Source organism: Ruegeria sp. HKCCA6707 (assembly GCF_013033515.1).
Classification (GTDB): domain Bacteria; phylum Pseudomonadota; class Alphaproteobacteria; order Rhodobacterales; family Rhodobacteraceae; genus Ruegeria.
The window spans coordinates 399,587-423,283 of the sequence record NZ_WQEG01000002.1 but is presented as its reverse complement, the minus strand read 5'-3'; the positions used below and the strand labels follow the sequence as shown (position 1 = coordinate 423,283).

The following is a 23,697-nucleotide window of genomic DNA, read 5'->3' as shown; positions in this document are numbered from 1 at the left end:
TCCCTTAATTTCGCAAAGACAATCGCCGCAGGCTGCACGACTGTCACGCGAAACCTGACGTCACCCCCTTTGCGGTCAGGCCGGGGCTTGTTACTAGAGGGCGCACAGATCAAGAGGCCGCGCATGTCCCCCGAAGAAATCGCCAAACTGCCCTATCGCCCCTGTGTCGGGCTGATGCTGATGAATGCCGATGGCAAGATCTTTGTGGGTCAACGCAGTGACCGCCACAAGGATGCCTGGCAAATGCCGCAGGGCGGGGTGGACAAGGGCGAAGACCCGCGCGATGCGGCGTTGCGTGAGCTTTGGGAAGAAACCGGCGTGACCTCGGACCTGGTTGAGATCGTGACCGAGACCGAAGGCTGGCTTCCCTATGATCTGCCGCATGATATCGTGCCCAAGATCTGGAAAGGCCGATATCGCGGGCAAGAGCAGAAATGGTATCTGCTGAAATTCCTCGGGCGTGACGATCAGATCGATATCGAAACCGAACATCCGGAATTCACCCGTTGGAAATGGCAAGACCCGAGCCAATTGGTCGACGAAATCGTTCCGTTTAAACGAGACGTTTACGCTCAGGTGATCGCGGCATTTGACGGGTATTTGACCTGATGTGACAGCAAAACGGTCCAAACCACTGCGGATTCAGTCCAAATGTTTCATGCGCGACTGGATTGGCTCACCGAAACTCATGCGCTGACAACTTGGCGTGAGGGCGGATAGCCTGGTTTGGAACAGGCCTCTAGCTTTGAGGCATGAAAGACATTGCTCTCAGCCCCGCTAAATTTGCCCCTGCCGGACGGCGGTTTGTCGGCTCGGACCGGCGTGCCCCCTTGCGGGACGGTCTGTGGTCCTCGGGTGAATACGGGCCGGGCCAGACCGCGGGCCGGTTCTATCCCATCGCCTGCGTGGCGCTTGAAGTCACCCAGCGGTGCAATCTGGACTGTACGCTGTGTTACCTGTCCGACAGCGCCGAGCTGACCTATGACCCGCCTCTCTCTGTCCTTTTTGCGCGGCTGGAGTCGATCCACAGTCACTATGGGCCCGGAACCTCGGTGCAACTGACCGGCGGTGATCCGACGCTGCGCAAGGTCGAGGACCTGGAAGCGCTATGTCGCGAAATCCGCCGTCTTGGAATGCGATCCTGCCTGATGACCAACGGTATTCGCGCCAGCCGGGCCATGTTGGCACGACTGGCCGCAGCCGGACTGGATGACGTGGCCTTTCACGTCGATCTGACGCAAGAGCGCAAGGGCTTTGAAACCGAGACCGAACTGAACCGGGTGCGCCGATCCTATATTCGCCGGACACGGGGATTGGGCTTGCGGGTTCTGTTCAACACAACCGTTTTCGCGGGAAACTTTGCCGAGCTGCCTGCGCTGGCGCGGTTCATGCGGGACCAACCTGAAATCGCTTTTGTCTCGTTCCAGATGCAGGCGGATACCGGTCGTGGCGTTCTGCGCGCTCGGCCCGAGGGCCTCACGCAGGCCTCTGTGAGCAAAGCGATTGAGGACGGGTATGAAACCCCGTTGCACTTTGACACGGCATCCGTCGGTCATTCCCGGTGCAACCGATATGCCAGCGTGGTGTCGGCCGGTGGTCGAGCGGTCTCACTGCTGTCGAACGCGCCTTTGGTCCATCAGGTGATCGACGCGCTCGAGCAATATGACGAGTCCAATCAGGGTCACATCGAAACGGCCGAGGCGGTAAAGCGCCTTGTTTTGCGCAGGCCTCTTTTGGCGCTGCGTGCGGGATTGCACCTGGCGGGATGCGCTCTGCGATTGGGTGGTGGCTTGCTGCGGGGACGAGCCCGGCGGCAGGCGGTGTTCATTCACAATTTCATGGCCGCGGACGCGTTAGAGGAAGACCGCTGCGCCTCCTGCGTTTTCATGGTGGCCACCGCAAACGGCCCGATGTCGATGTGCGCGCATAACGCTCAGCGCGATGCGCAGCTGGCAGAGGCAGATCAGGTGGACAGCGAAATGGGGTCGTTCTGGTGGAACCCGACCCGAAAGGGCTTGTCCAGCCGCCCGGACCTTCCGCAACTGGATGACCCGTCACTGGCCCCTCTGAAACGGCTCAAGGGTCAGATGCGCGCGATGCGCGAACGGCAGAGGGATGCGTCATGAGAGCTTTTATCTTATGCCTGTTGCTGCCCTTGCTGGCCGCATGTGCAAGTGTCGAGCGTTTGGCTCTGCCCGCGCCAACGCCGCTTGAGAACAGTGCTCTGACGCGCTTGGCGGCGCCCCCCGGTATCAGGGTCAGTCATTCTGAGTGGGATAGGTTTCTTTCCACTTATGTGTCCACCGATTCAAGCGGTGTGAACCGAGTGGCGTATGGCCAGGTGTCTGCCGCTGACCGCGCGCGCCTTGAGGCCTATCTGAATACCTTGCAAGCGGTTGATCCCGCCACTCTGACCCGCGATCAGCAGCTGGCCTATTGGATCAACCTCTACAATGCGATCACCGTTGATCTGGTGCTTGAAAACTACCCGGTGGCATCCATTCGCGATATCAGCGAGGGCCCGCTGTCAATCGGCCCGTGGAACCGCCCGGTTGCCGTTGTGTCAGGTCAAACTCTGACCCTGAACGATATCGAACATCGGATCATCCGCCCGACCTTTCAGGAACCACGCATCCACTATGCGCTGAACTGCGCCGCTGTGGGGTGCCCGAACCTGATGGACCGGGCGTGGCAGGCGGGCAGGTTGGAGCGTGACCTGGCGGCAGCCGAGCGCGCCTATGTCAACGACCCGCGCGGCGTTCGGTTTGATGATCGCGGGCGGCTGATCCTGTCCAAGATCTATATCTGGTTCCGCGAGGATTTTGGGCCGAATGAACAAGCCGTCATCGCAGCCATTTCCAAGGCCGCCGAGCCCGAGCTTCGGGCACGGCTGCAACAGGCAAGGCGCGTCAATGCCTATGAATATGATTGGGCCCTGAACGACGCGGCTCCGGGCCTGTGAGGGTTGGTTACAGCAACCCTTCAGCGCGCAGCAGATCCTGCATGTTCGCCTTGGGGCGCGGGCCGATATGGCTGATCACTTCGCGCGCGCAGGCGTTGCCGATCTTGGCGCAGGTCTCGTAATCGCGACCGGTGGCCATGCCGAACAGAAAGCCCGCCGCGAACTGATCGCCTGCACCGGTGGCATCCACGGGCACAACCTTTTCGACGGGCACATCGAAACGCGCCTCGCCGTTCAAAATTGTAACGCCATCACCTGAACGCGTGCAGACGACCAGAGGGCAGATCTGCGCGGTCTTGGCCAAGGCGTCTTCAAGGTCATCTGTTTCGAACAGCGATTTGATCTCGGCCTCGTTGCCGATCACAAAATCCAGCTCATTTTCGATCAGCAAAAGGAAATCGACCCGGTGCCGTTCCACGCAGAACGGGTCGGAAATGGCGATCCCGGCCTTGCCGCCACCCTTGTGACAGGCGCGCGCTGCCTCAAGAAACGCGGCTTTGCCCTTTTCCTTGTCGAACAGATAGCCTTCGAGGAACATGATCTGGCTGTTTCCAGCCACATCCGCCGAGACATCTGCAGAGGACAGCTCGGACGAAATACCCAGATAGGTGTTCATCGACCGCTCACCATCCGGGGATACAAAGATCATCGAGCGCGAGGTCGGCAGCTCTCCACCCGGCACCGGCGGGTTCACAAAATCAACACCGTCTTCGTTCATCGCATCGGCGTAGAACCGCCCCAGCGCATCGTCATGGACGCGCCCGATAAAGGCCGACTCCAGCCCCAGCGCACCGGCACCCGCGATGGTATTGGCCACCGACCCGCCCGGCGTCTGCACCCGCCCTTCCATCGAGGCATAGAGCACTTCACCGCGCTCTTGTTCGATCAGTTGCATGATACCCTTCTCGATGCCCATCAGTTCCAGAAAACTGTCATCGGCCTGAGAGATCACGTCCACAACGGCATTTCCAATACCGGTGAGCTGATAGGTTTTCATAAGTTCTTATCCTCAAATTGACAGAGATCGCGGATGATGCAGGTTCCGCACATCGGTTTGCGCGCCTTGCAATGATAGCGTCCATGCAGGATCAGCCAGTGATGCGCATGGAGTTGAAAATCCGCAGGGATATTGTCTTCGATGGCGCGTTCCACCGCGTCCACATCCTTGCCGGGGCAGATGCCCGTGCGGTTACCGACGCGAAAGATATGCGTGTCAACGGCCTGTGCCGGTTGGCGCCACCACATGTTCAGCACTACATTGGCCGTCTTGCGCCCGACACCTGGCAACGATTGCAACGCGGCGCGGGAATTGGGAACCTCACCGCCATAGTCCTCGACCAGAATGCGGCTGAGCTTGATGACGTTCTTGGCCTTCTGGCGAAACAGGCCGATGGTCTTGATATGCTCGATCAGACCTTCTTCGCCCAGATCCAGCATCTTTTGCGGCGTATCGGCGATCTTGAACAATTCGCGCGTGGCCTTGTTGACGCCCGCATCTGTTGCTTGCGCAGACAGGGCCACAGCAACGACCAGAGTATAGACGTTCACATGCTCCAACTCGCCCTTGGGTTCGGGATCGGCCTGCTGGAAACGTGTAAAGATCTCGCGGATCGTGTGATAATCAAGTTGCTTTGCCATCCGAGCCTTAATGCCGCCCATGGCCCTGTGACACAAGCCCTAAGCCAATGCGCAAGTTCCGGGTCGCGAGGGCGGGGCCTGCGCGCTAAGGTCTGGATCAACAGATGAGGTGTGAAATGAACGTCCAGGCCCCCGAAAGCGGATACCATTACAACGTCATGCGCCGCGCGATCGAATTGATCGATCAAGGCGGCGAATCCCTCAGCCTCGAAGATCTGGCCCGCCAGATGGATATGAGCCCGGCGCATTTCCAGCGTCTGTTCTCGCGCTGGACCGGGGTATCGCCGAAACGGTACCAGCAATATCTGACGCTGGGCCACGCCAAGGCGCTGCTGCGCGAGCGGTTCACGACATTGGAAACCGCCCATAACGTCGGGTTGTCCGGCAGCGGCCGGTTGCACGATCTGTTCCTGAAGTGGGAATCCATGAGCCCCGGTGAATACGCCCGCAAAGGTGACGGGCTGACGATCTATTGGGGCTGGTTCGAATGCCCCTTTGGCCCGGCATTGGTCATGGGAACCGACAAGGGTATCTGCGGCATAGCCTTTGGCGCTGAAACTGGCGAAGAAGCTGCGATGGAGGACATGATCTCGCGCTGGCCCAAGGCACAGTTTGTCGAAGATCCGATGCGCCTGCGACCTTGGGTGCTCAGCGCCTTTGGCGCGGCCAGTGATCGGCTGGAGCCGACGCCGCTCTACCTGATCGGATCACCTTTGCAGATCAAGGTGTGGGAGGCGCTGATGCACATTCCTTCGGGTCAGGTCACCACCTATTCCGAGATTGCCCAACGCGTCGGCACACCTCAGGCGGTGCGGGCGGTGGGAACGGCGGTCGGGCGCAACCCGGTCAGCTGGTTGATCCCCTGCCACCGCGCCCTGCGCAAATCGGGCGGTTTGGGGGGGTATCACTGGGGCTTGCCGGTCAAACGCGCGATGTTGGCCTATGAGGCCGCGCAGGCCGACGCCTGATCGTTGCAAAAAAGGCAGGCGGAACCGGCGCCTGGATGCTACACAAAGGGTGAGGCAGCAAGAAACCGGCTTGATGATCCAGAAATTCGCCCTGTGGTCGATCCCGATTTCCATCGCGGTATTGGCGTTGAAGCTTTTGGCCTGGCACCTGACAGGATCGGTTGCCCTGCTTTCGGATGCCTTGGAATCCGTAGTCAATGTGGTGGCAGCGCTGCTTGCGTTCTTTGCCGTCTGGGTCGCGGGCAAGCCGCCTGACGCGAAACACCCGTTTGGTCATAAAAAGGCCGAATACCTTTCGGCGGTGGTCGAAGGCACACTGATCGTTCTGGCAGCGTTGCTGATCCTGCGCGAGGCGATTATGGCTCTGCCGTCGCCGCAGTTGCACGACACCCCAACCTTGGGGCTGGTGGTCAACACTTTGGCCACGGCGATCAACGCAGCCTGGGCGTTCATGCTGTTGCAGATCGGACGGCGGCAAGCGTCTCCCGCGCTTGAGGCCAGCGCAAAGCATATCTTTACCGACATCATCACCTCGGTGGGGGTGATCCTCGGCCTGCTGCTTGCGCTTGCAACCGGATGGCTGATCCTTGATCCGATCCTTGCCATACTGGTTGCTTTGAACATCCTTTGGGAAGGCTGGAAAGTGATCCGCAAATCGGTCGATGGGCTGATGGACGCCACCTTATCTGAACCCGACCTGAAGGCGGTGCGGTCCATTATCGAGGCCAATTTGGGGCCCGCGTTGGAATACCACGATCTGCGCGGTCGCAGGTCCGCAAACATGATCTTTGTCGAATTTCATCTGGTGGTCGAAGGCGGTATGACCGTGGCCGCGGCCCATGACATCTGCGATCAGATCGAAGCGGCGCTGAAAGACAGATTTCCCGGATCGGTCTTTGTCATCCATCTTGAACCCGATAGCGAGTTGCACAACGCGGTCTGATTGACAGGCCGCCCGGCGAATGCCAAAAGGCGGGCAGGTTCGGGTCTCCTGCCGTTCGCGGCCCTTTGGCTTTGGTGAAACCCGCTTGACCAAACATCTGTTGCCCTTTTCCAGGCGCGCGGATGGCAATGCGAACACCGTCCTGACTTCGCGCCCGTTTTAGGAAACGAGGCAAACATGACCGTGTCAAAACCGATCCCTTCGATCGAAGACCTAAAAACGCAGGCCAAACGGCTGCGCCAACACCTGTCTGCCGAAGGTGTAGACATCACGCACAGCAAGGCGCTGGAACTTATCGCTCATCAACATGGCGCCCGAGACTGGAACACCTTGCACGCACAAGCGGGAAACCGGCTGCATCTGCGCGTTGGAGACCGCGTGTCCGGCCACTATCTGGGTCAGGCATTTACGGCCGAAATCCGCGGGATGACAATGCTAGGAGACGGCGAACACCGTCGCCTGACCTTGCAATTCGACGACCCCGTGGACGTGGTGACGTTCGACAGTTTCTCATCCTTCCGCCACCGTGTCACTGGCGACATAGGCTGGGACGGACGATCCCCACGCCACACATCAAACGGCGAACCGCAGCTTGTCGTGCGCCCGGAGTGATGCGGCAAGTGGTGTTCTGGTTCTTTGAGAGAAGCACCCGCGCAGATTGCTGCGTGGGTGTTGCTGATCTTAGTGGCCATAGCAAGGACAAATCTGACTTTATTATCCGCAACACCTATCGTCATTCTGGATCGGTGGGCAAGGCACCGTGGCATAGGAGCAGTAGACGCAACAATCTCCTTCCAACGGCTTCAAGACTACGGCGCAAGACTTGCATTCATAGAACCACTGGCAAGCATCTGTCGGCATTATTTCGGTTTCGCTGTGACCGCACTTCGGGCACGTCAGGGTGCTTTCAAGCACTACAGTTTGCTCTGTCATTGTTTCACATCTGCATTATCAGGTAATCGTTGATCCGGGCTTCGTTAAAGACGACGACCCAAGCTAACGCGGTGATTGCGGTTGTCCCCGAAAGCCATCATTTCAACTTTGCTAAGGAGCCGCGCTGATAAGACACAAGCCACGATATAGCGACAAGCGCCGTCGAAATCGCCAGTACGTAGTAGCTTGCCGCCGCGATCTTTCCGAAAATGGCTAGCCAACTGCCTCCTAGTCCCAGCAGCATCATTGTTATGGGCAATACACAGCAAGTCGCGACGCCGAGTGCTGACAGTGATCCCAGGTAACTAACACTAAGGTGCTTCTGCATTTCATTCCCTTGACTGGCTGGAGTTGTCGAAATGTCAGCCTCTTGTATAACTTCTGTAGTCGCTACAGGATCAAGACGGGAAAACTAACATGTTTGAGATTGGGGAAGCATCCCGGCAAAGCGGTGTCGGCATTGAAACGATACGCTACTATGAACGCGAAGGGATCGTGCCCAAACCAGTACGGGCAACTAACAACCGACGGATGTTCTCCGCGCACGATGTTGGGAGGCTTCGTTTCCTGAAAAAATGCCGTGATTTGGGTTTTCCGCTAGCCGATACAAAGACGCTTCTCAGCCTGACCGAAGGCGACGAAGAGGATTGCCGATCCGTAAAAGAGCTGGCTGAGCTTCATATCTTCAATGTGCGTGAAAAGATAAACGAGCTGAAGCGATTGGAAGCGGCGCTGAACGAACTCACAGCCAACTGTGACAGCGGGAATGTCTCTTGCCCCATGCTCTCAAAACTGCGTACCGACCAGTGAAACTTTGGGCTCAAAACTCCCATTCGTTGCGCTTTTGGGGAACCAAAAAAGGCCCCGGCGTTTCCACCGGGGCCTTTATCATTCGAAAAAGAGCTGACTATTCTGCGTCTTCTTTCTTTTCTTTCCTCTCAGGCACGACTTCTTCGCCCGTCTCCTGATCGACAACTTTCATCGACAAGCGAACCTTGCCGCGGTCGTCGAAGCCCAGCAGCTTGACCTTTACTTCCTGACCTTCCTTCAGAACATCCGACGGATGGTTCAGGCGGCGGTTTTCGATCTGCGAGACATGGACCAGACCGTCGCGCTTGCCAAAGAAGTTCACGAAAGCGCCGAAATCGACGATCTTGACCACTTTCCCAGTATAGATCTGACCTTCTTCCGGCTCGGCGACGATCGAGTGGATCATCTCATAGGCCTTCTTGATCGACTCTCCATCGGGCGAGGCGATTTTGATGACGCCATCATCGTTGATGTCGACCTTGGCACCCGAGGTTTCCACGATCTCGCGGATGACCTTACCGCCCGAACCGATCACTTCACGGATCTTGTCGGTGGGGATGTTCATGGTCTCGATGCGCGGGGCGTGGACCGAGAACTCGTTGGTTTCGGACAGTGCTTTACCCATCTCACCCAGGATGTGCATCCGGCCGTCTTTGGCCTGCGCCAGGGCTTTTTCCATGATCTCGGGCGTGATGCCCGCAACCTTGATGTCCATCTGAAGCGAGGTGATACCGTTTTCGGTACCTGCCACTTTGAAGTCCATGTCGCCCAGGTGGTCTTCGTCACCCAGAATGTCGGTCAGAACCGCATAGTCGCCGTCATCTTCCAGGATCAGACCCATCGCAACACCGGCAACCGGTGCCTTGAGGGGAACACCCGCATCCATCATCGACAGCGAACCGCCGCAGACCGATGCCATCGAGCTGGAACCGTTGGATTCGGTGATCTCGGACACGATGCGGATCGTATAGGGGAAGTCAGTTGGCGCGGGCAGAACCGCCTGCAAGGCACGCCATGCCAGCTTGCCGTGGCCGATCTCGCGACGGCCGGGCGAACCCACGCGGCCCACTTCACCAACCGAATAGGGCGGGAAGTTATAGTGCAGCAGGAAGTTCGATTTGAAGTTGCCATGCAGCGCGTCGATGAACTGTTCGTCGTCACCGGTGCCCAGTGTGGTCACGGCCAGCGCCTGTGTTTCACCACGGGTGAACAGGGCGGAACCATGGGTGCGCGGCAGCAGCGAGGTTTCAGCCTCAATCGCGCGGACATCAGTGGTCGAGCGACCGTCGATCCGCTTGCCGCCTTTGACGACGTCGCCACGCAGAATGCCAGCTTCCAGCTTTTTCATCGCTGAGCCGAGGTTCGCGTCTTCCAGCTGTTCCTCGGTCAGCGCTTCCTTGATCGCTTCACGGGCCGCAGCAACCGCAGCGGTGCGCTCTTGCTTGTCGGTTATCGCAAAGGCGGCGCGCATCTGCTCTTCACCGGCTGCGGAAACAGCAGCGTACAGCTCGGAATAATCAGGAGCGGCGAATTCAAACGGCTCTTTCGCGGCTTCTTCGGCCAGACCGATGATCAGGTCGATAACTGGCTGGATTTGCTCATGCGCAAAGGTCACGGCGCCCAGCATCTCGGACTCAGACAGCTCATAGGCTTCCGATTCTACCATCATCACGGCGTCTTTGGTGCCAGCGACAACAAGATCCAGGCGCTGTTCAGGGTTCAGGCGCAGGTCCTGCATGTCGTCCACGGTTGGGTTCAGGACATATTCACCATCCACGAAACCAACACGGGCACCGGCGATCGGGCCCATGAACGGCGCGCCGGAAATGGTCAGCGCAGCCGAGGCCGCGATCATCGCCACGATATCGGGGTCGTTGACCAGATCGTGCGAAAGAACGGTGCACATCACCAAAACTTCGTTTTTGAAACCGTCAACGAACAGCGGGCGGATCGGACGGTCGATCAAACGCGCGGTCAGCGTCTCTTTTTCGGTCGGGCGCGCCTCGCGCTTGAAGAAGCCGCCCGGAACCTTACCGGCGGCATAGTATTTCTCTTGGTAATGGACGGTCAGCGGGAAAAAGTCCTGACCAGGCTTTTGTTGCTTGGCAAAGGTCACGTTGGCCATGACGCTGGTTTCGCCCAGCGTGGCAATCACGGTGCCGTCCGCCTGACGGGCAACCTTGCCGGTTTCCAGTGTAAGCGTCTCTTCGCCCCACTGCATTGATTTCTTCGTTACATCAAACATATGCGTATCCTAGAACGGAGCACTCCCGCCCCTGCGGGTCTCCGGTTTTGCATGGCGGCCCCATTGCCGCCGACCCCACTTTATCTTCCATTCGAGTGCCGGGGTCAGGGCACAACGTCTCAGATGCTGGGCGCATACAGGAGTTTGGGGATAAAGGGAAGTGGGAACGACGGCCAAAGAAAACGCGCAGAGTTGCACGCACAAGCCAGTTTAACTGTTAATTCAGCCGTTTTCCTGCATCAGCGCGTCAAATCCGGCGCAGCGATCAATCCGGAACGCCAGCTTGCTTCAGGCTGGACAACCATATCCGTCGGTTTTCTGGATGGTTCTTCGAGCCTGCGAACTGCCGTTGCATTGCTGAAATTGACAGGTTGGGGTTTATCTCCAACGCAGCGTTGACAGCCTTCTGCGCGTCCTCACCCCGACCCAACTCGTTCAGGTTCGCGGCGCTCAGCAAATGATGAAACAGCCGCCACGTATTGCTGGTCGCGACAGCGCCCAACTGGTGCGCAACCTCCAGTGCTTCGTTGTGGCGCCCAAGGTGAAACAGGATATGTCCTTTGTAAAAGAGCATGTTCTGCAACAAAGGATCGCGCGGGCTGAGTTTGATCGCCATTTCAATCTCGGGCAATGCGCGTTCCTGCATCCGAAACCAGTCAAATGTATGTGCAAGCTCTAGCCGGATACGCGCGTCATTCGGATTCAGCGCAACAGCGCGTTCCAAGTTTGCAATGGCCGGATCGACCTCGCCCGTAAAGCGATAGATATACCCCAGCGCCGCATGAGCCTGCGCGTCCTGGTCGTCCAGTTCTATCGCGCGTCTTGCGGATTGGGTTGCCGAAACCAACGTATCCTGCGGGTCATCGGACCACTGAAAAAAGAAGATTGTTCCAAGAGCCCGTGCCAGCAGGCTGTGCGCCGCTGCGAAATTCGGATCGGCTTGTATGGCGTCTTGTGCAAATTGGACTGCTTCTTCCTGAGCCTCTTTCGAGAACACCGCCTGTCGTGCGCGACCCCGCAGATACAAATCCCATGCGCCGATGTCTTGAGTTGGTTTATCCTGTGATCGCACCACGTCTGACTGATAGATTTCCGGAAGCAACCGACCGGCGATGGCTTGGCTGATGTCGTCCTGAACGCTGAAGATGTCCGTCATTTGACGCTCGAACGCTTCCGCCCAGATGGTCTCGCTCGCCGCGACGTCGATCAGTTCTCCGCTGATGCGCACCAGGTCGCCCTCGCGTCGGACACTGCCTCGGACAACGTAATTGACCCCTAGCTCTCTTGCGATTTCGATGGGCGTCGACTGACCGTCAGAAAAGGAAAACATTGTCGCGCTTGAGACTACGAACAGCTCTCGATTGCGCGACAACTGTGCGATCAGATTGTCCGTAAGGCCATCGACAAAGTACTGTCCCGCGCTCTCGCCATTAAGATTGTCAAATCTGACGACGGCTAGCGATGGCTTTTCGCCCTCTGGCAACGTAGTCGGATCGCGAAAACCGAGAATTGCAAACGCGACAAGTGCAAGGCTCATGATCAGACCAGCCAAAAGGGCCCTGCGTTTAAAGGGCGTTTCCGCGAAACCTGGAGGAGGCTCAACCGGCTGCACTGGCGCAACGAATTGAAACCCGCGTTTGGGGAAAGTTTTGATAAAGTTAGAACTGGCTGCTGAATCCCCCAGAGCTTTGCGAACCGACCGAATACGAGTATTCAGCGCGGCGTCGGTGATGGCAGCCCCGTTCCAGATTTCATCAATGATCTCTTGTTTACTTACGATCCTGTCCCGGTGCCTGATCAGGAATTCCAGCAGCAAAAGGGCCTGGGGCTCAAGGGCAACCGGCTCTCCCCCACGGCTGAGCCCCTTCTTCGGTTCAAGTCTGAAATCCAAAAACTCGTACATATCATAACTTACCCCGTGACGTTGCCACCGCTCAACGGGCTTTGGCGATTGTTATCAGAATGTCAGAAAATGTCAGCTTGCCATCAAGTTTAGCGCCCTGCTTTTGCTTACCTTTCGGCTCGGGTGACCTGCCCGACACTACAGCTTTTGAATTGGAGACAGAATATGGCACGACGGAACTCAGCTATTCTAGCAGCATTGATCACATTTTTCGGCTGCGCAGCTTTTGCTCAGACAGATCTTGAGAACGCTTTGGCGGACGGTGGAGAGCGGCTCAACGCCGACCAGATTGCGGAGATCTTGATCGGTCACACAGTTACAGCCAAATCGGGGGACAAGACCTTTCGGTTCTATTATGACCCGAATAACATCGTCAGCGGTGAATTGACCAATGGGGGTTGGCAAGGCGCGGGTGCCTTCGCAATAACCGACACTGACCAGGTCTGCGTGTCCATGGCCGCCGACAAGGGACGTTTCCGTTGCTTGACAGTACTTCGCGTCGGTGACCGGGTCCAAAAATTCAACACCGCCGGGAAGAAGACGTTTGATATTCTGGGTTTCGAACCTTCGACAGGGTTGTGACTTGTGAGTAACCCAAAGAAAAACGCCCGTCAAAAAGGCGGGCGTTCGAACCAGTATCTACTGGATTCAGATCAGTATTCAAAAAGCGTTTAGCGGCGGATGCCCAGCTTTTTGATCAGGTCCTGATAGCGTGCTTCTTCTTTGCCCTTCAGGTAGTCCAGCAGCTTACGGCGCTGGGCGACCATTTTCAGCAGACCGCGACGACCGTGGTTGTCTTTTTTGTGGGTCTTGAAGTGCTCGGTCAGGGTGTTGATGCGCGAGGTCAGGATGGCAACCTGGACTTCCGGCGAACCGGTGTCGCCGTCTTTGGTTGCGAATTCTTTCATGACGCGTGCTTTTTCAGCGGCAGTAATCGACATCGGGGTCTCCTTTGACAGGTTAGAGTTGATGGCGCAGGCCGGGATGTCGTCCAGCACAGGCCCATGGAGAAAAACCGCACCGATTCCAATGCGGATGGGCGCGTATAGGCGCTATTTTTGCAATTGGCAATGGGTTCAGGGTCGGAACACGAACTGATCCAAATGCGCCTCAGTCACGAATTCGATATCCGCAGCGGTCAGGCCCTCCGCCCCGTAAAGCTGTGCCACGTCTTGCCCATCGACCGCGACATGGGTCAGGTTGGTGTCTTCTTCATCCTGTTCGATCGTGACCTCGGGGGTTTCGGTCGCGTCCCATGTGATGAGCAGTTTGTCCTGGCCAACCTCAAAATCCATGATCATGACACTGTCTTGGTCTGCTTCGGTGGCGACGTAGATATCATCTGCGCCTGCACCGCCGGTGACCACGTCACCGCTCTCGGCCAGCAATATATCATCGCCTCCGCCACCGTTCAGGAAGTCTGTTTCGGGGATGTGATCCGCATCCGTGCCCGACAGGATGTCATCCCCGTCGCCGCCAAACAGAACGTCTTCGCCTGCGCCACCAGCGAGGTGGTCATCCCCGCCACCGCCTTGCAGCGCATCATCCCCTTCACCACCGTCCAATATGTCACCGCCGTGTCCGCCAAACAGCTCATCCTGCCCGGTATCGCCGTTCAGATCATCATCGCCAAAATGGCCATAAAGGGCGTCGTCCCCTTCAGATCCAGACAGATGATCGTCGCCATTCTCGCCATGAAGGATGTCGTTGCCCTGATCCCCAATCAGAAGGTCATCGCCTTCTGCACCGTGAATCACATCATTCCCGGCACCGCCGTTCAGCAGATCGTCGCCTTCATACCCGTTGATCTGGTCGTTGCCGTCCTGCCTCGAGATCACGTCATCGCTGTCATCCCCGGCGATCACCAGATGGCCATCATGATCCGACAGGACCTGCCCGGTGTCTTCGAGATCGGTGTCGTCGATCTGCAGAAACTCACCTTCCGTCAGCGCGTCGGTTTCGCCTTCGTCAATCTGATCGTCATCCTCTGCCTCTTGGGTGGTGAACACGTCACCCATGGCATAAGCGGCGCCGCCAATTGCGGCCAATCCAAACAAGCCAATCAGGAACATGGGAACCCTCCGAAAGCACATTGCTCCGAGCCTGGACTATCCCATCAGTCAGCTTGGCGGGTCAAAGCTAAGTTACTGCTTTGGTTAACCGTTTGTCACCAAGGCTCTGGCTGTTGGGTATAGGCGATATAGAGAGGATGCTTGGGGTGCCCCTCTTTGGTCAGCCCCAAATGGAACAGAGGCTGGCCGGTGTCGCGCAACAAAGCCTCGACCGCTGGTCCACGCTCCAGATGTGCGCCATGGGTACCCCAGGCGGCGATCACCTGATCGGCCCAGGCGACACCTTGCAGAATGGCCACGTCATTTTCGGGCCCCACTGGATCGACGGCGGCACGCATCTTGCGTGGGTCGGTATCGCGCCAGGCAAAGATATTGGTCACCTGAAACGCGCCGAACCCCAGCGCGCGGGCACGCCGCTCGCACCGCTCGACCGTGGGATCGTTTTGCACCTCGGTCGCGGTCGAAGGGTTCAGCATCACGAACAGCGCCCTGCGTCCGGCAGGATCCCAAACGCGGGTCAAGCTATAGCGATAGGCCTCGCAATCGGAATAAACGGCGGTCGAAGGTGCGTCGCCTTTGGTGTGGGAGCGGGTGATCATCGCAATGGGTTTCGCCGGTTTGGTCGGTGATGACAAGGGCAGATGTTACAAACGCGCGCTTGTGCTATCGTGCTGACATTTAATCCGCGTTTTCTGGGGGGGAAGCAATGGCATTTGAAACACTGGACCCGTCCGATTGGGAAGAGACCCGCAAACTGGCGCATGAAATGCTGGACATGGCGCTGGACCATACGCGCGATGTGCGGGACCGCCCGATCTGGCAGGACATGCCGCCCGAGATCCGCCGAGGGTTCGAAACCCCTGCACCACAACAGGGGATGCCGATGGGCGACCTGATGGAGGATGTGACAACGCAGGTGATGCAGTACCCGATGGGCAATATCCATCCCCGGTTCTGGGGCTGGTATATGGGGGCCAGCAATTTCACCGGCGCGATGGCCGATTTTCTGGCCGCCATTCAGGGCTCGAACCTGGGGGGTGGCAACCACGCAGCAGCGTTGATCGACCGGCAGGTAGTGGATTGGCTGCGCGAGATGATCGGGCTGCCGGAAGGGGCCAGCGGTACCTTGGTGAGTGGCGGCAGCGTCGCGAACATGATCGGCCTGACCGTGGCGCGAAACGTGAAATCGGGGATCGATATCCGCGAAGAGGGCGTCGCCGCGATAGAACGCCCGCTGCGCTATTACGGGTCAGACCAGATCCACAGCTGCCACCAGAAATCACTGGAAACGATTGGCCTTGGCAATAAGGCGCTGCGCCGCGTTCCGACGCGCGATGATCTGACCATGGATCTTGGTGAATTGGCGGGCATGCTGGCGCAGGATCGAGCGGACGGGTTCGCCCCGGCCTGTGTGATTGCAACGGCGGGAACCGTGAACACCGGTGCCATAGATGACCTGAACGCGATTGCCGATTTCTGCGAGGCTGAAGGCCTGTGGTTTCATGTGGACGGGTGCATTGGCGCTTTGATCGCGATTGCCCATGACAACAGCTGGCGGGTCAAAGGCATCGAACGCGCGGATTCGGTGGCGCTGGACCCGCATAAATGGCTGCACGCGCCCTTTGAAGTCGGCTGCGCCTTGGTCCGAGATCACGATGCGCACCATGCCTCGTTTACCCTGACGCCCGAATACCTCAAACCGCAGACAAGGGGGGTGGCCGGAGCTGCGTTCTTGCATGATTATGGCCTGCAAACCTCGCGCGGGTTTCGCGCGCTCAAGGTCTGGATGTCGCTGCGCGAGCACGGGGTGCAGAAATTCGGCCGGCTGATCGATCAGGATATCGAAAAGGCACAGGTTCTGACGTCTCTGATCGAGGCTGAAAGTGACCTCGCCCTGATGTTCCCCACCAACATCAACATCGTCTGTTTCCGCTATGATCCCGGCGGGCTCAGCCCCGAGGCGCTACGCGCGGTCAACACCGAGATCATGCTATGCCTGCAAGAGCTAGGCACTGCCGTGCTGTCAGACACAACCGTGCGGGGTGAACACTGCCTGCGGGTGGCGGTCAACAATCACCGCACCCAGGCGCAGGATCTGGAGCTTTTGGTGTCCGAGGTTTCGCGGTTGGGCCATCAGCTGCGTCAGGCGGCCTGACTCGGCTCAACTGGTGACAAAGACGCGGCTTGGGTGCAGCTCGCCCGATTTGTAGACGCCGACCGCCACCGCCTTGCCCTCCAGCGAGGCCCAGGCTTCGTCGCCATAGTCCACGTCACTGGCCAGCACCATGCCCGGATTGCCGTTGCGCAGGCGTGTGGCGCTTTCGGGCGTGCATTTCAGCTCGGGCAGGTCTACCAGACCGGTTTCCAACGGGTGCAGGTACTCGTCGAGCGCTTTGGTCTTGGCCATTTCGTCGATCTGTTCGATGGACAGACCATCTTGTACCTCGAATGGGCCGGACCAGATGCGACGCAGTTCCTTGACGTGGCCGTGACAGCCCAACGCCTCGCCCAGATCCCGTGCAATCGAGCGGACATAACCGCCTTTGCCACAGGTCATCTCAAGCACCACGTGGTCGGGGTCGGGGCGGTCGATCAGAACCAGTTCCTCAACCCAAAGCGGGCGGGCGGCCACGTCCACATCCTCGCCCTCGCGGGCCAACTTATAGGCACGTTGCCCGTCGATCTTCACGGCTGAGAATTTGGGCGGGACCTGCATGATCTCACCCAGAAACGGGCCCAGCGCTTGTTTGATCTGATCATCCGACGGGCGCGCATCGCTGTGCGCGATCACTTCGCCTTCGGCATCATCGGTGTTTGTGGCCTGACCCAAACGCACGGTGAAGGTGTAGGCCTTTAAAGCGTCGGTGATATAGGGAACGGTCTTGGTCGCCTCACCCAGCGCCACAGCCAGAACGCCGGTTGCTTCGGGATCCAGCGTACCCGCGTGGCCCGCCTTTTTCGCGTCCATCGCCCAGCGCACCTTGTTGACCACGGCGGTTGAGGTCATGCCCGCGGGCTTGTCTACCACCAGCCAACCGGAAATGTCGCGGCCCTTGCGCTTGCGTCCCATTCTGCACCTTGATCTTTGCTAAGGCGGGCGGGTTAGCGGATCACTCTTCCGCTGTCAATTTCCCGGCGAGTCTTCGACTACGCCGACAATCGGGCCCAGCGAAAACCCGGCATCCGACCGGTTGCTGGCACGGTCATACATACGAGAGATATTGCCATCAAAGAACAACGCGTTCGGGGTGCCGATCACGTCGCGAAACAGGCTACCGAACTCGTGAAAGGTGACGGCGTCTTCGGACAAAGCGAATACGACACGAGACCCATCCGCACTGGTGCCGACACCATTGCGCACAAAGCGCGAGGTCGAATCGGGCAGAAACCTTGGATGCAGCTCTCCGTCGATCACCAGCATGGGTCCGGATTGGCTGGCAAACCGGCATTGTGGCGCCTGATCAAGGAACGCCAACGTTTCAAAAACGTCGGCGCGCCCGTCGCGGATGCAGAACACACCGTTGGGCAGCAAGCCAAAATTACCGGGGCCGGGATTGGCGATCACGCGCATCTGTTCGTGGCCGTCTTCGACATAGTGACCCACAGGCGACCGGTCATCATGATACATGCCCGCGTTCATCGCAAAGGCCAGCCGTTTGCCTTGCGGCGCCAAAACTTCGTTCACTGACGAGAAATGACCCAAAACCGCACCGTCTTCATCATTCAGAAACAGACGCAGATCGGCTGCGCCATCCACTTCGCAAATGGTATAGCGCTTGTCCGCATAGGTCTGTCTTTCGCAGGTAACCGCACCCGCTTGCGCGGCCCAAAGGACAGCGCCAAGGATGACAAACGTGCGGATCACTCGTCCAGATCGCGGCGCACCGCGTCCTGTTCGAACATGCGGCGGGTGTCGTCCATCCGGTCGAACGTATCATCCAGCCGGAACCGCAGATCGGGCGAGAACTTCAGGCCGACCTTCTTTCCGACCGCGCGCCGCAGCTCGCCCTTGTTGCGCGCCAGCAGGTCGATCACATCCTCTTGCCCCTTGCCACCCAAGGGCAGCACATAGGCGGTGGCGATCTTCAGATCGGGCGATGTGCGTACCTCGCCCACGGTAATCGACATGCGGTTCAGGTCGGGGTCATGGACATCTCCGCGTGCCAGAACCTCGGACAGGGTGCGGCGGATCAGTTCGCCGACACGCAGTTGTCGTTGGGACGGGCCGGGGCCATCGTGAAATTTGTTCTTAGCCATGCCCCCGATCTAAGCGCAAAGCGGGGCTTTGCCAAGCGGGCGCGAACGGGGTAGGAGGCTTTGAGCGAACTGCAGCAAGGGAACATCGCCATGACCCATATACCGGGGATCGTTATCACAGGGGCTTCGGGCCGTATGGGGCAGATGCTGATCAAAACCGTGACAGACAGCGATCAGGCGCGTCTGGTGGGCGTGGTCGAACGCGCCGGTCACGACTGGGTCGGTCAGGACGTGGGCGTCGCCATGGGCGGTCCGGCGCTGGGTGTCACCGTGACCGATGATCCGTTGGAGGCGTTTGCACAGGCGCAGGCGGTGATCGACTTTACCGCGCCCGAGGCAACCTTGGAATTTGCCGCCCTGGCCGCACAGGCTCGCTGTGTGCATGTCATCGGCACGACCGGCATGACCGAGGAGCAGATCGAAGCGCTCGAGCCTGCGTCACGCCATGCGGTGATCGTGCGGGCGGGCAATATGAGCCTCGGGGTCAACCTGCTGGTACAGCTGACCAAAAAGGTCGCCGCAGCGCTGGACGAGGATTTCGATATCGAGGTGATCGAAGGCCATCATCACCACAAGGTCGACGCGCCCTCGGGCACTGCCTTGATGCTGGGCGAGGCCGCAGCTGAAGGGCGCGGTGTCAAGTTGGTGGATGTGGCAGACCGTGCCCGCGACGGCATCACCGGCGCACGCAAACGCGGCGATATCGGCTTTCACGCCATTCGTGGCGGCGACATCGTGGGAGAGCATGATGTCCTGTTTGCCGCGCCCGGAGAACGCATCGTCCTACGTCATCTGGCCACCGACCGCGCCATCTTTGCCCGTGGGGCGTTAAAGGCGGCGCTGTGGGGGCAGGGTAAGGCACCGGGTCAATACGACATGGTGGATGTGCTGGGCCTGTAACGCCATGGACGCGCCAGACCCCTGCGCTAAGCTTGGTTTATGCAGAGCCTGAAAACACGTCTGATAACCGGCACCTTACTGGTCATCTTCTACCTGACCTTGCTGCCCCTTGTTTTGCACGGGTTTGGCATGGTGCTTACCGGTATGTCGCAGGGCGAAAGCTATCTGTTCGTGCCTGACGCCAGCGTCGGCAACGCGGCCATGATCGTACATATCATTGCGGGGACGTTACTGGTAGCTCTGGTGCCATTGCAGCTGCTGAAACCCATCCGGCTGCGATTTACGCGGTTTCATCGCGCATTAGGAGCAAGCCTCGTTGCCTTGGCGCTGGTCACGGCTCTGGCCGGAATGACCTATATCCCGCTGCGTGGAACGATTGGCGGCCCGGTGATGTCGGTTGCGTTTTTTCTCTATGGCCTTTGCCTGTTCACATCCGCCCTGATGGTGGCGCGCATGGCGCTGAGCGGTGATCGCGCAGGTCATTGGGCCTGGGGGTTGCACCTGTTCTGGTTGGCATTGGGGTCCTGGCTTTACCGGGTGCATTATACGCTGTGGTATCTGTTGACCGGGGGGCTCGGCTCACAGCCCGACTTTCTGGGGCCCTTCGATCTGGTGCAGAATTTCGCGTTTTTCGTCCCGTATCTGCTGGCGGTTCAGATCTGGATTGCTCGGCGCGGTGCGGCACATCAGGGCCGCTTGGTCGCCTAGTTCGGTTCAACCATGTGCCGATCCACCATGCGCTGCACTATTGGGGCAAAATGCGCGAAATCCGGCGTGTCCATGTCGGGGCTCTTGCCTGCTTCGTCCAGATACCGCACCTGAATAATCGCTTCGAGGTTGGGGTTGGCCTGAAACGTGGCGACCTCTTCGGCACTCATCGGACCGCCTTGCAATTCCAGAGTGTGGACCGAGGCGGCAGACAAACGATCAAAATACGCGGGCTTGGTGGCACAGAGATACCGTTTGGCGGCCACGTGATAACGGCAGCAATCGGTGATGACCGAAGGAAAGAACTGTTCGAGAACCGCAGCGCCGGCATCTTCGTGGTGACGGTCTTCGGTGTCATCCGGGTGATAGCTGCCGAACTCCGAGGTGAAATGGCCTATGTCGTGCAGCAACGCACCCACGATGATCTCTTCCGGCATTTTGTTTTGCTCGGCAATTGTCGCGCCTTGCAGCATGTGCTGTGCCATCGTGACCGGCTCGCCCAGGTATTCCTCGCTGCCGCGTCGATCAAAGATGTCCGCCAGAAATGCCACGATATTGGCCTTATTCAGGGTCGAAAAATCAGGCTTCATTCCGCCGCCTCCGGGTGTTGGGCCTGCATTGCCGCCAGCGTTGACAGCAGCCCGTCCTTTTCGGCGTAACAGCCTTGCAGCCAGCGCGACCCGGCACCGGAATAGCCCAGCCTTGCGTGCAACACGCGGGTGTTGTCGACAATAAAGCTCTCGCCCGGTTCCAGTTTGAACGCCACGCCCATGGCGGGGTCATCGATGATTTCCGCGAATTGCCTGTAGGCGGTATAGAACGCCTCCATCTGATCAAAAGGCACATCCACAAAAGGGGCCGAGGAGCGGTTGTTGAACCGGATGCCGATCAGCTCGCCATCTGGTGCAAGCTCGATCATCGGGCGTCGTGCGCGCAGGCAAACCCCGTCGGACCCGCTGTATTCAAACCGCGCCGGATATCCGGCCAGCAGGGCAAAGCCATTGGGGTTTTGATCCCTCAGTCTCTGGGCGGCGCGAAACCCGTCCACAACAATTGAATCGCCCCCTTCGGCAGAGTTTTCCAGACAATAGAGGATCTGCAACGTCGGCACCGGATCGCGGTAGGGATTGTCGGTATGGGCCTGCAGTCCCAAACCGGTATAGGCTAGGTTGGTGGGGTTCACCTCGGTCCGAACCTCAAAGAACGGGCCATAATTGGTCTCGCGCACATAGCCGAACAGGTCGGCCACTTTCAGCAGCGCGCCGGGGTCGGTCGGACCTCCTGTCAGCTTGGCAAAGCCGAACTCGGCAACTGCCGCGAGCCAATTGCGCTTGGCCACTGGGTTTGCATGTACTTCAGCCCAATCCGCGCTGGGCGCGGTCAGCCCTTGCTCCCATGTGGTGATACCTTCGGCGGCGCGCCCGGTTTCAAGGGCCGTGTCCCGGTCATAGCTGTGATCGGCCAACCATTGGCCGGGGAAGGTGACCGTTTTGCCCTCGGGCTGGAATGTCACAAGCAGGCCCCCATCCACGACCTCAGCGGCGCTGACATGGGTATCTGGTGGTATATCCCCGATCGTGATCAGACGCTGCCCAATACCCGGTGCGCGTGTGTCCGGGTCAAGCGCATTGTCGCGCAGCCAGACGGCGTGAAAGCGCGATTGGGACATATCCGCGAATGTGAGTGTGACGACAGACGGGGTGAAACTGGCACTGTGCAGCATGGTGACCTCTAATCCGATGCCACCTCACGATAACAGATCGTGCCTGATTTGCCCGATCAAAAGTCGACAGCGATGCCCTTCTTTTCCCAATCGCCATAGCGCGCAGGGTCGGGTCCGTCGCGACCGCCCAATTCCTTTGGCTGCTCCTTGGCCTCTGCCTCGGCCTTGCGGCGGCGCTCTTCAGCTTCGGCCAAGGCGCGCTGGGCGGCAGGCGGCAGGTCTTTGCGCGTGTTGGTCATGACATTGGGTTCCTTTCCGGGCATGGGCTTGATATACGCCCGCGACCGCCTTTGGCAATGCGGGCACAAGTCACATGAAAGGCGAATCCATGTCCGACAGCGCAACAGCGGCGCGACGCAGCGCGATCTATTTGCTGGATCAGATTCTGGGCGAAGGCAGGTTGCTGTCGGAATGTCTGGCGGCGGGGGCGCTGGATCGGCTGGACCCCGAAGACCGGGCGCGTGCGCAGCGTCTGACGCTGGAAACCCTGCGCGGGTTGGAACGGGCGGACCGCCTGCTTGAAAATCACCTGAAGCGCACCCCGGCGCTGACCGTCCACAACGCGCTGCGTCTGGGCACGGTCGAGCTGTGCCACGGTGCGGCGGCGCATGGCGTAGTGAACTCGATGGTCGAGATCATCAGCCGTTCGCGCAAACACGGGCGGCTAAAAGGGTTGGTCAACGCGGTTCTGCGAAAGGTCGCGGCTGAGGGTCCCGAGGCCTGGCCCAGAATGCGTGTTCCGCGATTGCCCGAGTGGCTGCGCGACCCGCTGGTGATGGCTTGGGGCGCGGATGTCGTCGCCGCGATGGAGCAAGCGCATTTCAACGCGGCACCGCTGGATATCACCTGCAAACCCGGAGGGCAGGCACCGGATGGTGAGGCGCTGCCCACCGGATCACTGCGGTTGCGCGATGCTCCGCAGGTCTCAACGCTGCCGGGCTATGAGGCCGGGGCGTGGTGGGTGCAGGATGCGGCGGCGGCTTTGCCGGTGCAGGTCCTTGCGCCGCAGCCCGGCGAGAAGATCCTCGATCTTTGCGCGGCGCCGGGTGGCAAAACCCTGCAACTCGCAGCAGCCGGTGCAGAGGTGACGGCGCTGGACATCTCGGATGCACGGCTTGAGCGTGTGCGTGAAAACCTGGCGCGGACGCATCTGTCGGCCAAGGTCGTTGCTGGCGACGCGCTGGATCATCAGGGCGAATACGATGCGATTCTTTTGGATGCACCCTGTTCCGCCACTGGCACCATTCGCCGCCATCCCGACCTGCCATTCGCCAAGGACGGTTCGGAATTTGGCGGGCTCATTGATTTGCAGGCCCGGATGCTGAGCCATACATGGGGTCTGCTGAAACCGGGCGGGCGGCTGGTCTATTGCACCTGTTCTCTGCTGCCCGACGAGGGCGAAGTGCAGATCGAAGAGGCGTTGGAACAGTTTCCCAACGCGCAGATTGATCGCAAGGCGCTGGACATTTCAGGGGTGGACCCGGCCTGGATCACCGATGAGGGCGGTCTGCGTTTGCGGCCTGATTATTGGCCCGAACGCGGTGGGATGGACGGGTTTTACATCGCCTGCCTCAACAAATCGAAGTGAACGCACGCTTTTCGATGACTTGACCTTTTGACCCGTCTATCGTTGGG

At 59.0% G+C, this 23,697-nt stretch carries 26 protein-coding genes; 12 read left to right on the top strand and 14 right to left on the bottom strand.

The genetic code is table 11. The features are described from left to right. Positions 1 to 123: 123 nt before the first annotated feature. From GOW40_RS08010 to GOW40_RS08000, 3 genes are all read left to right on the top strand, one after another. On the top strand, positions 124 to 609 hold the full coding sequence (locus GOW40_RS08010) for an RNA pyrophosphohydrolase (protein WP_171131961.1): 486 nt from the start codon (positions 124 to 126) through the stop codon (positions 607 to 609). Between the two features lie 143 nt (positions 610 to 752). Continuing rightward, entirely contained in the window at positions 753 to 2,126 is a 1,374-nt protein-coding gene (locus GOW40_RS08005; RefSeq protein WP_171230925.1) for a radical SAM protein, read from the top strand. Continuing rightward, positions 2,123 to 2,962, top strand: a complete 840-nt coding sequence (locus tag GOW40_RS08000; RefSeq protein ID WP_171131965.1) for a DUF547 domain-containing protein — start codon at positions 2,123 to 2,125, stop codon at positions 2,960 to 2,962. The genes GOW40_RS08005 and GOW40_RS08000 overlap by 4 nt, the downstream gene beginning before the upstream one ends. Positions 2,963 to 2,969: 7 nt before the next feature. Here the strand turns inward: GOW40_RS08000 and GOW40_RS07995 are convergent, their stop codons facing one another. Both GOW40_RS07995 and nth read right to left on the bottom strand, forming a co-directional pair. After that, a complete protein-coding gene (locus GOW40_RS07995; RefSeq protein WP_171131967.1) occupies positions 2,970 to 3,959 on the bottom strand; it encodes an adenosine kinase in 990 nt (329 codons plus the stop codon). Beyond that, the gene (gene nth, locus GOW40_RS07990; RefSeq protein WP_171101602.1) at positions 3,956 to 4,600 is read right to left on the bottom strand and encodes an endonuclease III; all 645 of its coding nucleotides are present in this window, start codon (positions 4,598 to 4,600) and stop codon (positions 3,956 to 3,958) included. Before nth ends, GOW40_RS07995 begins: the two co-directional genes overlap by 4 nt. Positions 4,601 to 4,716: 116 nt before the next feature. On the opposite strand from nth, the gene GOW40_RS07985 reads away from it, so the two are divergent. The 3 genes from GOW40_RS07985 to GOW40_RS07975 all read left to right on the top strand — a co-directional run bounded on the left by GOW40_RS07985 (position 4,717) and on the right by GOW40_RS07975 (position 7,123). Then, positions 4,717 to 5,568: a bifunctional helix-turn-helix domain-containing protein/methylated-DNA--[protein]-cysteine S-methyltransferase gene (locus GOW40_RS07985; protein ID WP_171131969.1), complete on the top strand. Its 852-nt coding sequence runs from the start codon at positions 4,717 to 4,719 to the stop codon at positions 5,566 to 5,568. A 73-nt stretch (positions 5,569 to 5,641) separates the two neighbouring features. After that, positions 5,642 to 6,511 carry a cation diffusion facilitator family transporter gene (locus GOW40_RS07980; RefSeq protein ID WP_171131971.1) on the top strand — a complete coding sequence of 290 codons (870 nt, stop codon included), beginning with the start codon at positions 5,642 to 5,644 and terminating at the stop codon, positions 6,509 to 6,511. Positions 6,512 to 6,688: 177 nt separating this feature from the next. After that, positions 6,689 to 7,123, top strand: a complete 435-nt coding sequence (locus GOW40_RS07975; protein WP_171101599.1) for a glyoxalase superfamily protein — start codon at positions 6,689 to 6,691, stop codon at positions 7,121 to 7,123. A 102-nt stretch (positions 7,124 to 7,225) separates the two neighbouring features. Here GOW40_RS07975 and GOW40_RS22170 read toward each other — a convergent pair whose 3' ends face one another. Further along, the gene (locus GOW40_RS22170) at positions 7,226 to 7,444 is read right to left on the bottom strand and encodes a GDCCVxC domain-containing (seleno)protein (protein ID WP_254444368.1); all 219 of its coding nucleotides are present in this window, start codon (positions 7,442 to 7,444) and stop codon (positions 7,226 to 7,228) included. A 417-nt stretch (positions 7,445 to 7,861) separates the two neighbouring features. Here GOW40_RS22170 and GOW40_RS07970 point away from each other — a divergent pair, with 417 nt between their 5' ends. Continuing rightward, positions 7,862 to 8,254 (top strand): MerR family transcriptional regulator, encoded by a 393-nt coding sequence (locus GOW40_RS07970; protein WP_171230924.1) that lies wholly within the window; start codon positions 7,862 to 7,864, stop codon positions 8,252 to 8,254. A gap of 97 nt (positions 8,255 to 8,351) precedes the next feature. On the opposite strand, the gene pnp is transcribed toward GOW40_RS07970, so the two are convergent. Both pnp and GOW40_RS07960 read right to left on the bottom strand, forming a co-directional pair. Beyond that, complete coding sequence (pnp, locus tag GOW40_RS07965) at positions 8,352 to 10,499, bottom strand: polyribonucleotide nucleotidyltransferase (RefSeq protein ID WP_171131975.1); 2,148 nt, start codon at positions 10,497 to 10,499, stop codon at positions 8,352 to 8,354. 265 nt (positions 10,500 to 10,764) lie between these two features. After that, the gene (locus tag GOW40_RS07960) at positions 10,765 to 12,402 is read right to left on the bottom strand and encodes a winged helix-turn-helix domain-containing tetratricopeptide repeat protein (RefSeq protein WP_171131977.1); all 1,638 of its coding nucleotides are present in this window, start codon (positions 12,400 to 12,402) and stop codon (positions 10,765 to 10,767) included. Between the two features lie 165 nt (positions 12,403 to 12,567). On the opposite strand from GOW40_RS07960, the gene GOW40_RS07955 reads away from it, so the two are divergent. Next, a complete protein-coding gene (locus tag GOW40_RS07955; protein ID WP_171131979.1) occupies positions 12,568 to 12,984 on the top strand; it encodes a hypothetical protein in 417 nt (138 codons plus the stop codon). Positions 12,985 to 13,073: 89 nt separating this feature from the next. On the opposite strand, the gene rpsO is transcribed toward GOW40_RS07955, so the two are convergent. The 3 genes from rpsO to GOW40_RS07940 all read right to left on the bottom strand — a co-directional run bounded on the left by rpsO (position 13,074) and on the right by GOW40_RS07940 (position 15,073). Then, positions 13,074 to 13,343, bottom strand: coding sequence for a 30S ribosomal protein S15 (gene rpsO, locus GOW40_RS07950; RefSeq protein WP_068336567.1), 270 nt, complete (start codon positions 13,341 to 13,343; stop codon positions 13,074 to 13,076). 135 nt (positions 13,344 to 13,478) lie between these two features. Further along, on the bottom strand, positions 13,479 to 14,474 hold the full coding sequence (locus GOW40_RS07945) for a calcium-binding protein (protein WP_171131981.1): 996 nt from the start codon (positions 14,472 to 14,474) through the stop codon (positions 13,479 to 13,481). Between the two features lie 95 nt (positions 14,475 to 14,569). Then, the gene (locus tag GOW40_RS07940; RefSeq protein WP_171101592.1) at positions 14,570 to 15,073 is read right to left on the bottom strand and encodes a DUF1643 domain-containing protein; all 504 of its coding nucleotides are present in this window, start codon (positions 15,071 to 15,073) and stop codon (positions 14,570 to 14,572) included. Between the two features lie 107 nt (positions 15,074 to 15,180). On the opposite strand from GOW40_RS07940, the gene GOW40_RS07935 reads away from it, so the two are divergent. Continuing rightward, positions 15,181 to 16,629: a pyridoxal-dependent decarboxylase gene (locus GOW40_RS07935; RefSeq protein ID WP_171131983.1), complete on the top strand. Its 1,449-nt coding sequence runs from the start codon at positions 15,181 to 15,183 to the stop codon at positions 16,627 to 16,629. A gap of 6 nt (positions 16,630 to 16,635) precedes the next feature. On the opposite strand, the gene truB is transcribed toward GOW40_RS07935, so the two are convergent. From truB to rbfA, 3 genes are read right to left on the bottom strand one after another with little or no spacing between them, the layout of a single operon-like run. Next, on the bottom strand, positions 16,636 to 17,544 hold the full coding sequence (gene truB, locus GOW40_RS07930; RefSeq protein ID WP_171131985.1) for a tRNA pseudouridine(55) synthase TruB: 909 nt from the start codon (positions 17,542 to 17,544) through the stop codon (positions 16,636 to 16,638). Positions 17,545 to 17,598: 54 nt separating this feature from the next. Further along, complete coding sequence (locus GOW40_RS07925) at positions 17,599 to 18,339, bottom strand: phosphodiester glycosidase family protein (protein WP_171131987.1); 741 nt, start codon at positions 18,337 to 18,339, stop codon at positions 17,599 to 17,601. Continuing rightward, positions 18,336 to 18,731, bottom strand: a complete 396-nt coding sequence (gene rbfA, locus GOW40_RS07920; protein WP_171101588.1) for a 30S ribosome-binding factor RbfA — start codon at positions 18,729 to 18,731, stop codon at positions 18,336 to 18,338. Before rbfA ends, GOW40_RS07925 begins: the two co-directional genes overlap by 4 nt. 90 nt (positions 18,732 to 18,821) lie before the next feature. On the opposite strand from rbfA, the gene dapB reads away from it, so the two are divergent. Next, entirely contained in the window at positions 18,822 to 19,631 is an 810-nt protein-coding gene (gene dapB / locus GOW40_RS07915; RefSeq protein ID WP_171131989.1) for a 4-hydroxy-tetrahydrodipicolinate reductase, read from the top strand. A 39-nt stretch (positions 19,632 to 19,670) separates the two neighbouring features. Further along, positions 19,671 to 20,339 (top strand): DUF2306 domain-containing protein, encoded by a 669-nt coding sequence (locus GOW40_RS07910; protein ID WP_171131991.1) that lies wholly within the window; start codon positions 19,671 to 19,673, stop codon positions 20,337 to 20,339. On the opposite strand, the gene GOW40_RS07905 is transcribed toward GOW40_RS07910, so the two are convergent. From GOW40_RS07905 to GOW40_RS07895, 3 genes are read right to left on the bottom strand one after another with little or no spacing between them, the layout of a single operon-like run. Beyond that, positions 20,336 to 20,929, bottom strand: a complete 594-nt coding sequence (locus GOW40_RS07905; RefSeq protein WP_171230923.1) for an HD domain-containing protein — start codon at positions 20,927 to 20,929, stop codon at positions 20,336 to 20,338. The two genes, GOW40_RS07910 and GOW40_RS07905, sit on opposite strands and share 4 nt — an antisense overlap. Then, positions 20,926 to 22,062 (bottom strand): gamma-butyrobetaine dioxygenase, encoded by a 1,137-nt coding sequence (locus tag GOW40_RS07900; RefSeq protein ID WP_171131995.1) that lies wholly within the window; start codon positions 22,060 to 22,062, stop codon positions 20,926 to 20,928. Before GOW40_RS07900 ends, GOW40_RS07905 begins: the two co-directional genes overlap by 4 nt. Positions 22,063 to 22,118: 56 nt before the next feature. Then, positions 22,119 to 22,301 (bottom strand): DUF1674 domain-containing protein, encoded by a 183-nt coding sequence (locus tag GOW40_RS07895; RefSeq protein ID WP_171101706.1) that lies wholly within the window; start codon positions 22,299 to 22,301, stop codon positions 22,119 to 22,121. An 89-nt stretch (positions 22,302 to 22,390) separates the two neighbouring features. Here GOW40_RS07895 and GOW40_RS07890 point away from each other — a divergent pair, with 89 nt between their 5' ends. Then, positions 22,391 to 23,650: an RsmB/NOP family class I SAM-dependent RNA methyltransferase gene (locus GOW40_RS07890; protein WP_171131997.1), complete on the top strand. Its 1,260-nt coding sequence runs from the start codon at positions 22,391 to 22,393 to the stop codon at positions 23,648 to 23,650. Positions 23,651 to 23,697 lie beyond the last annotated feature (47 nt).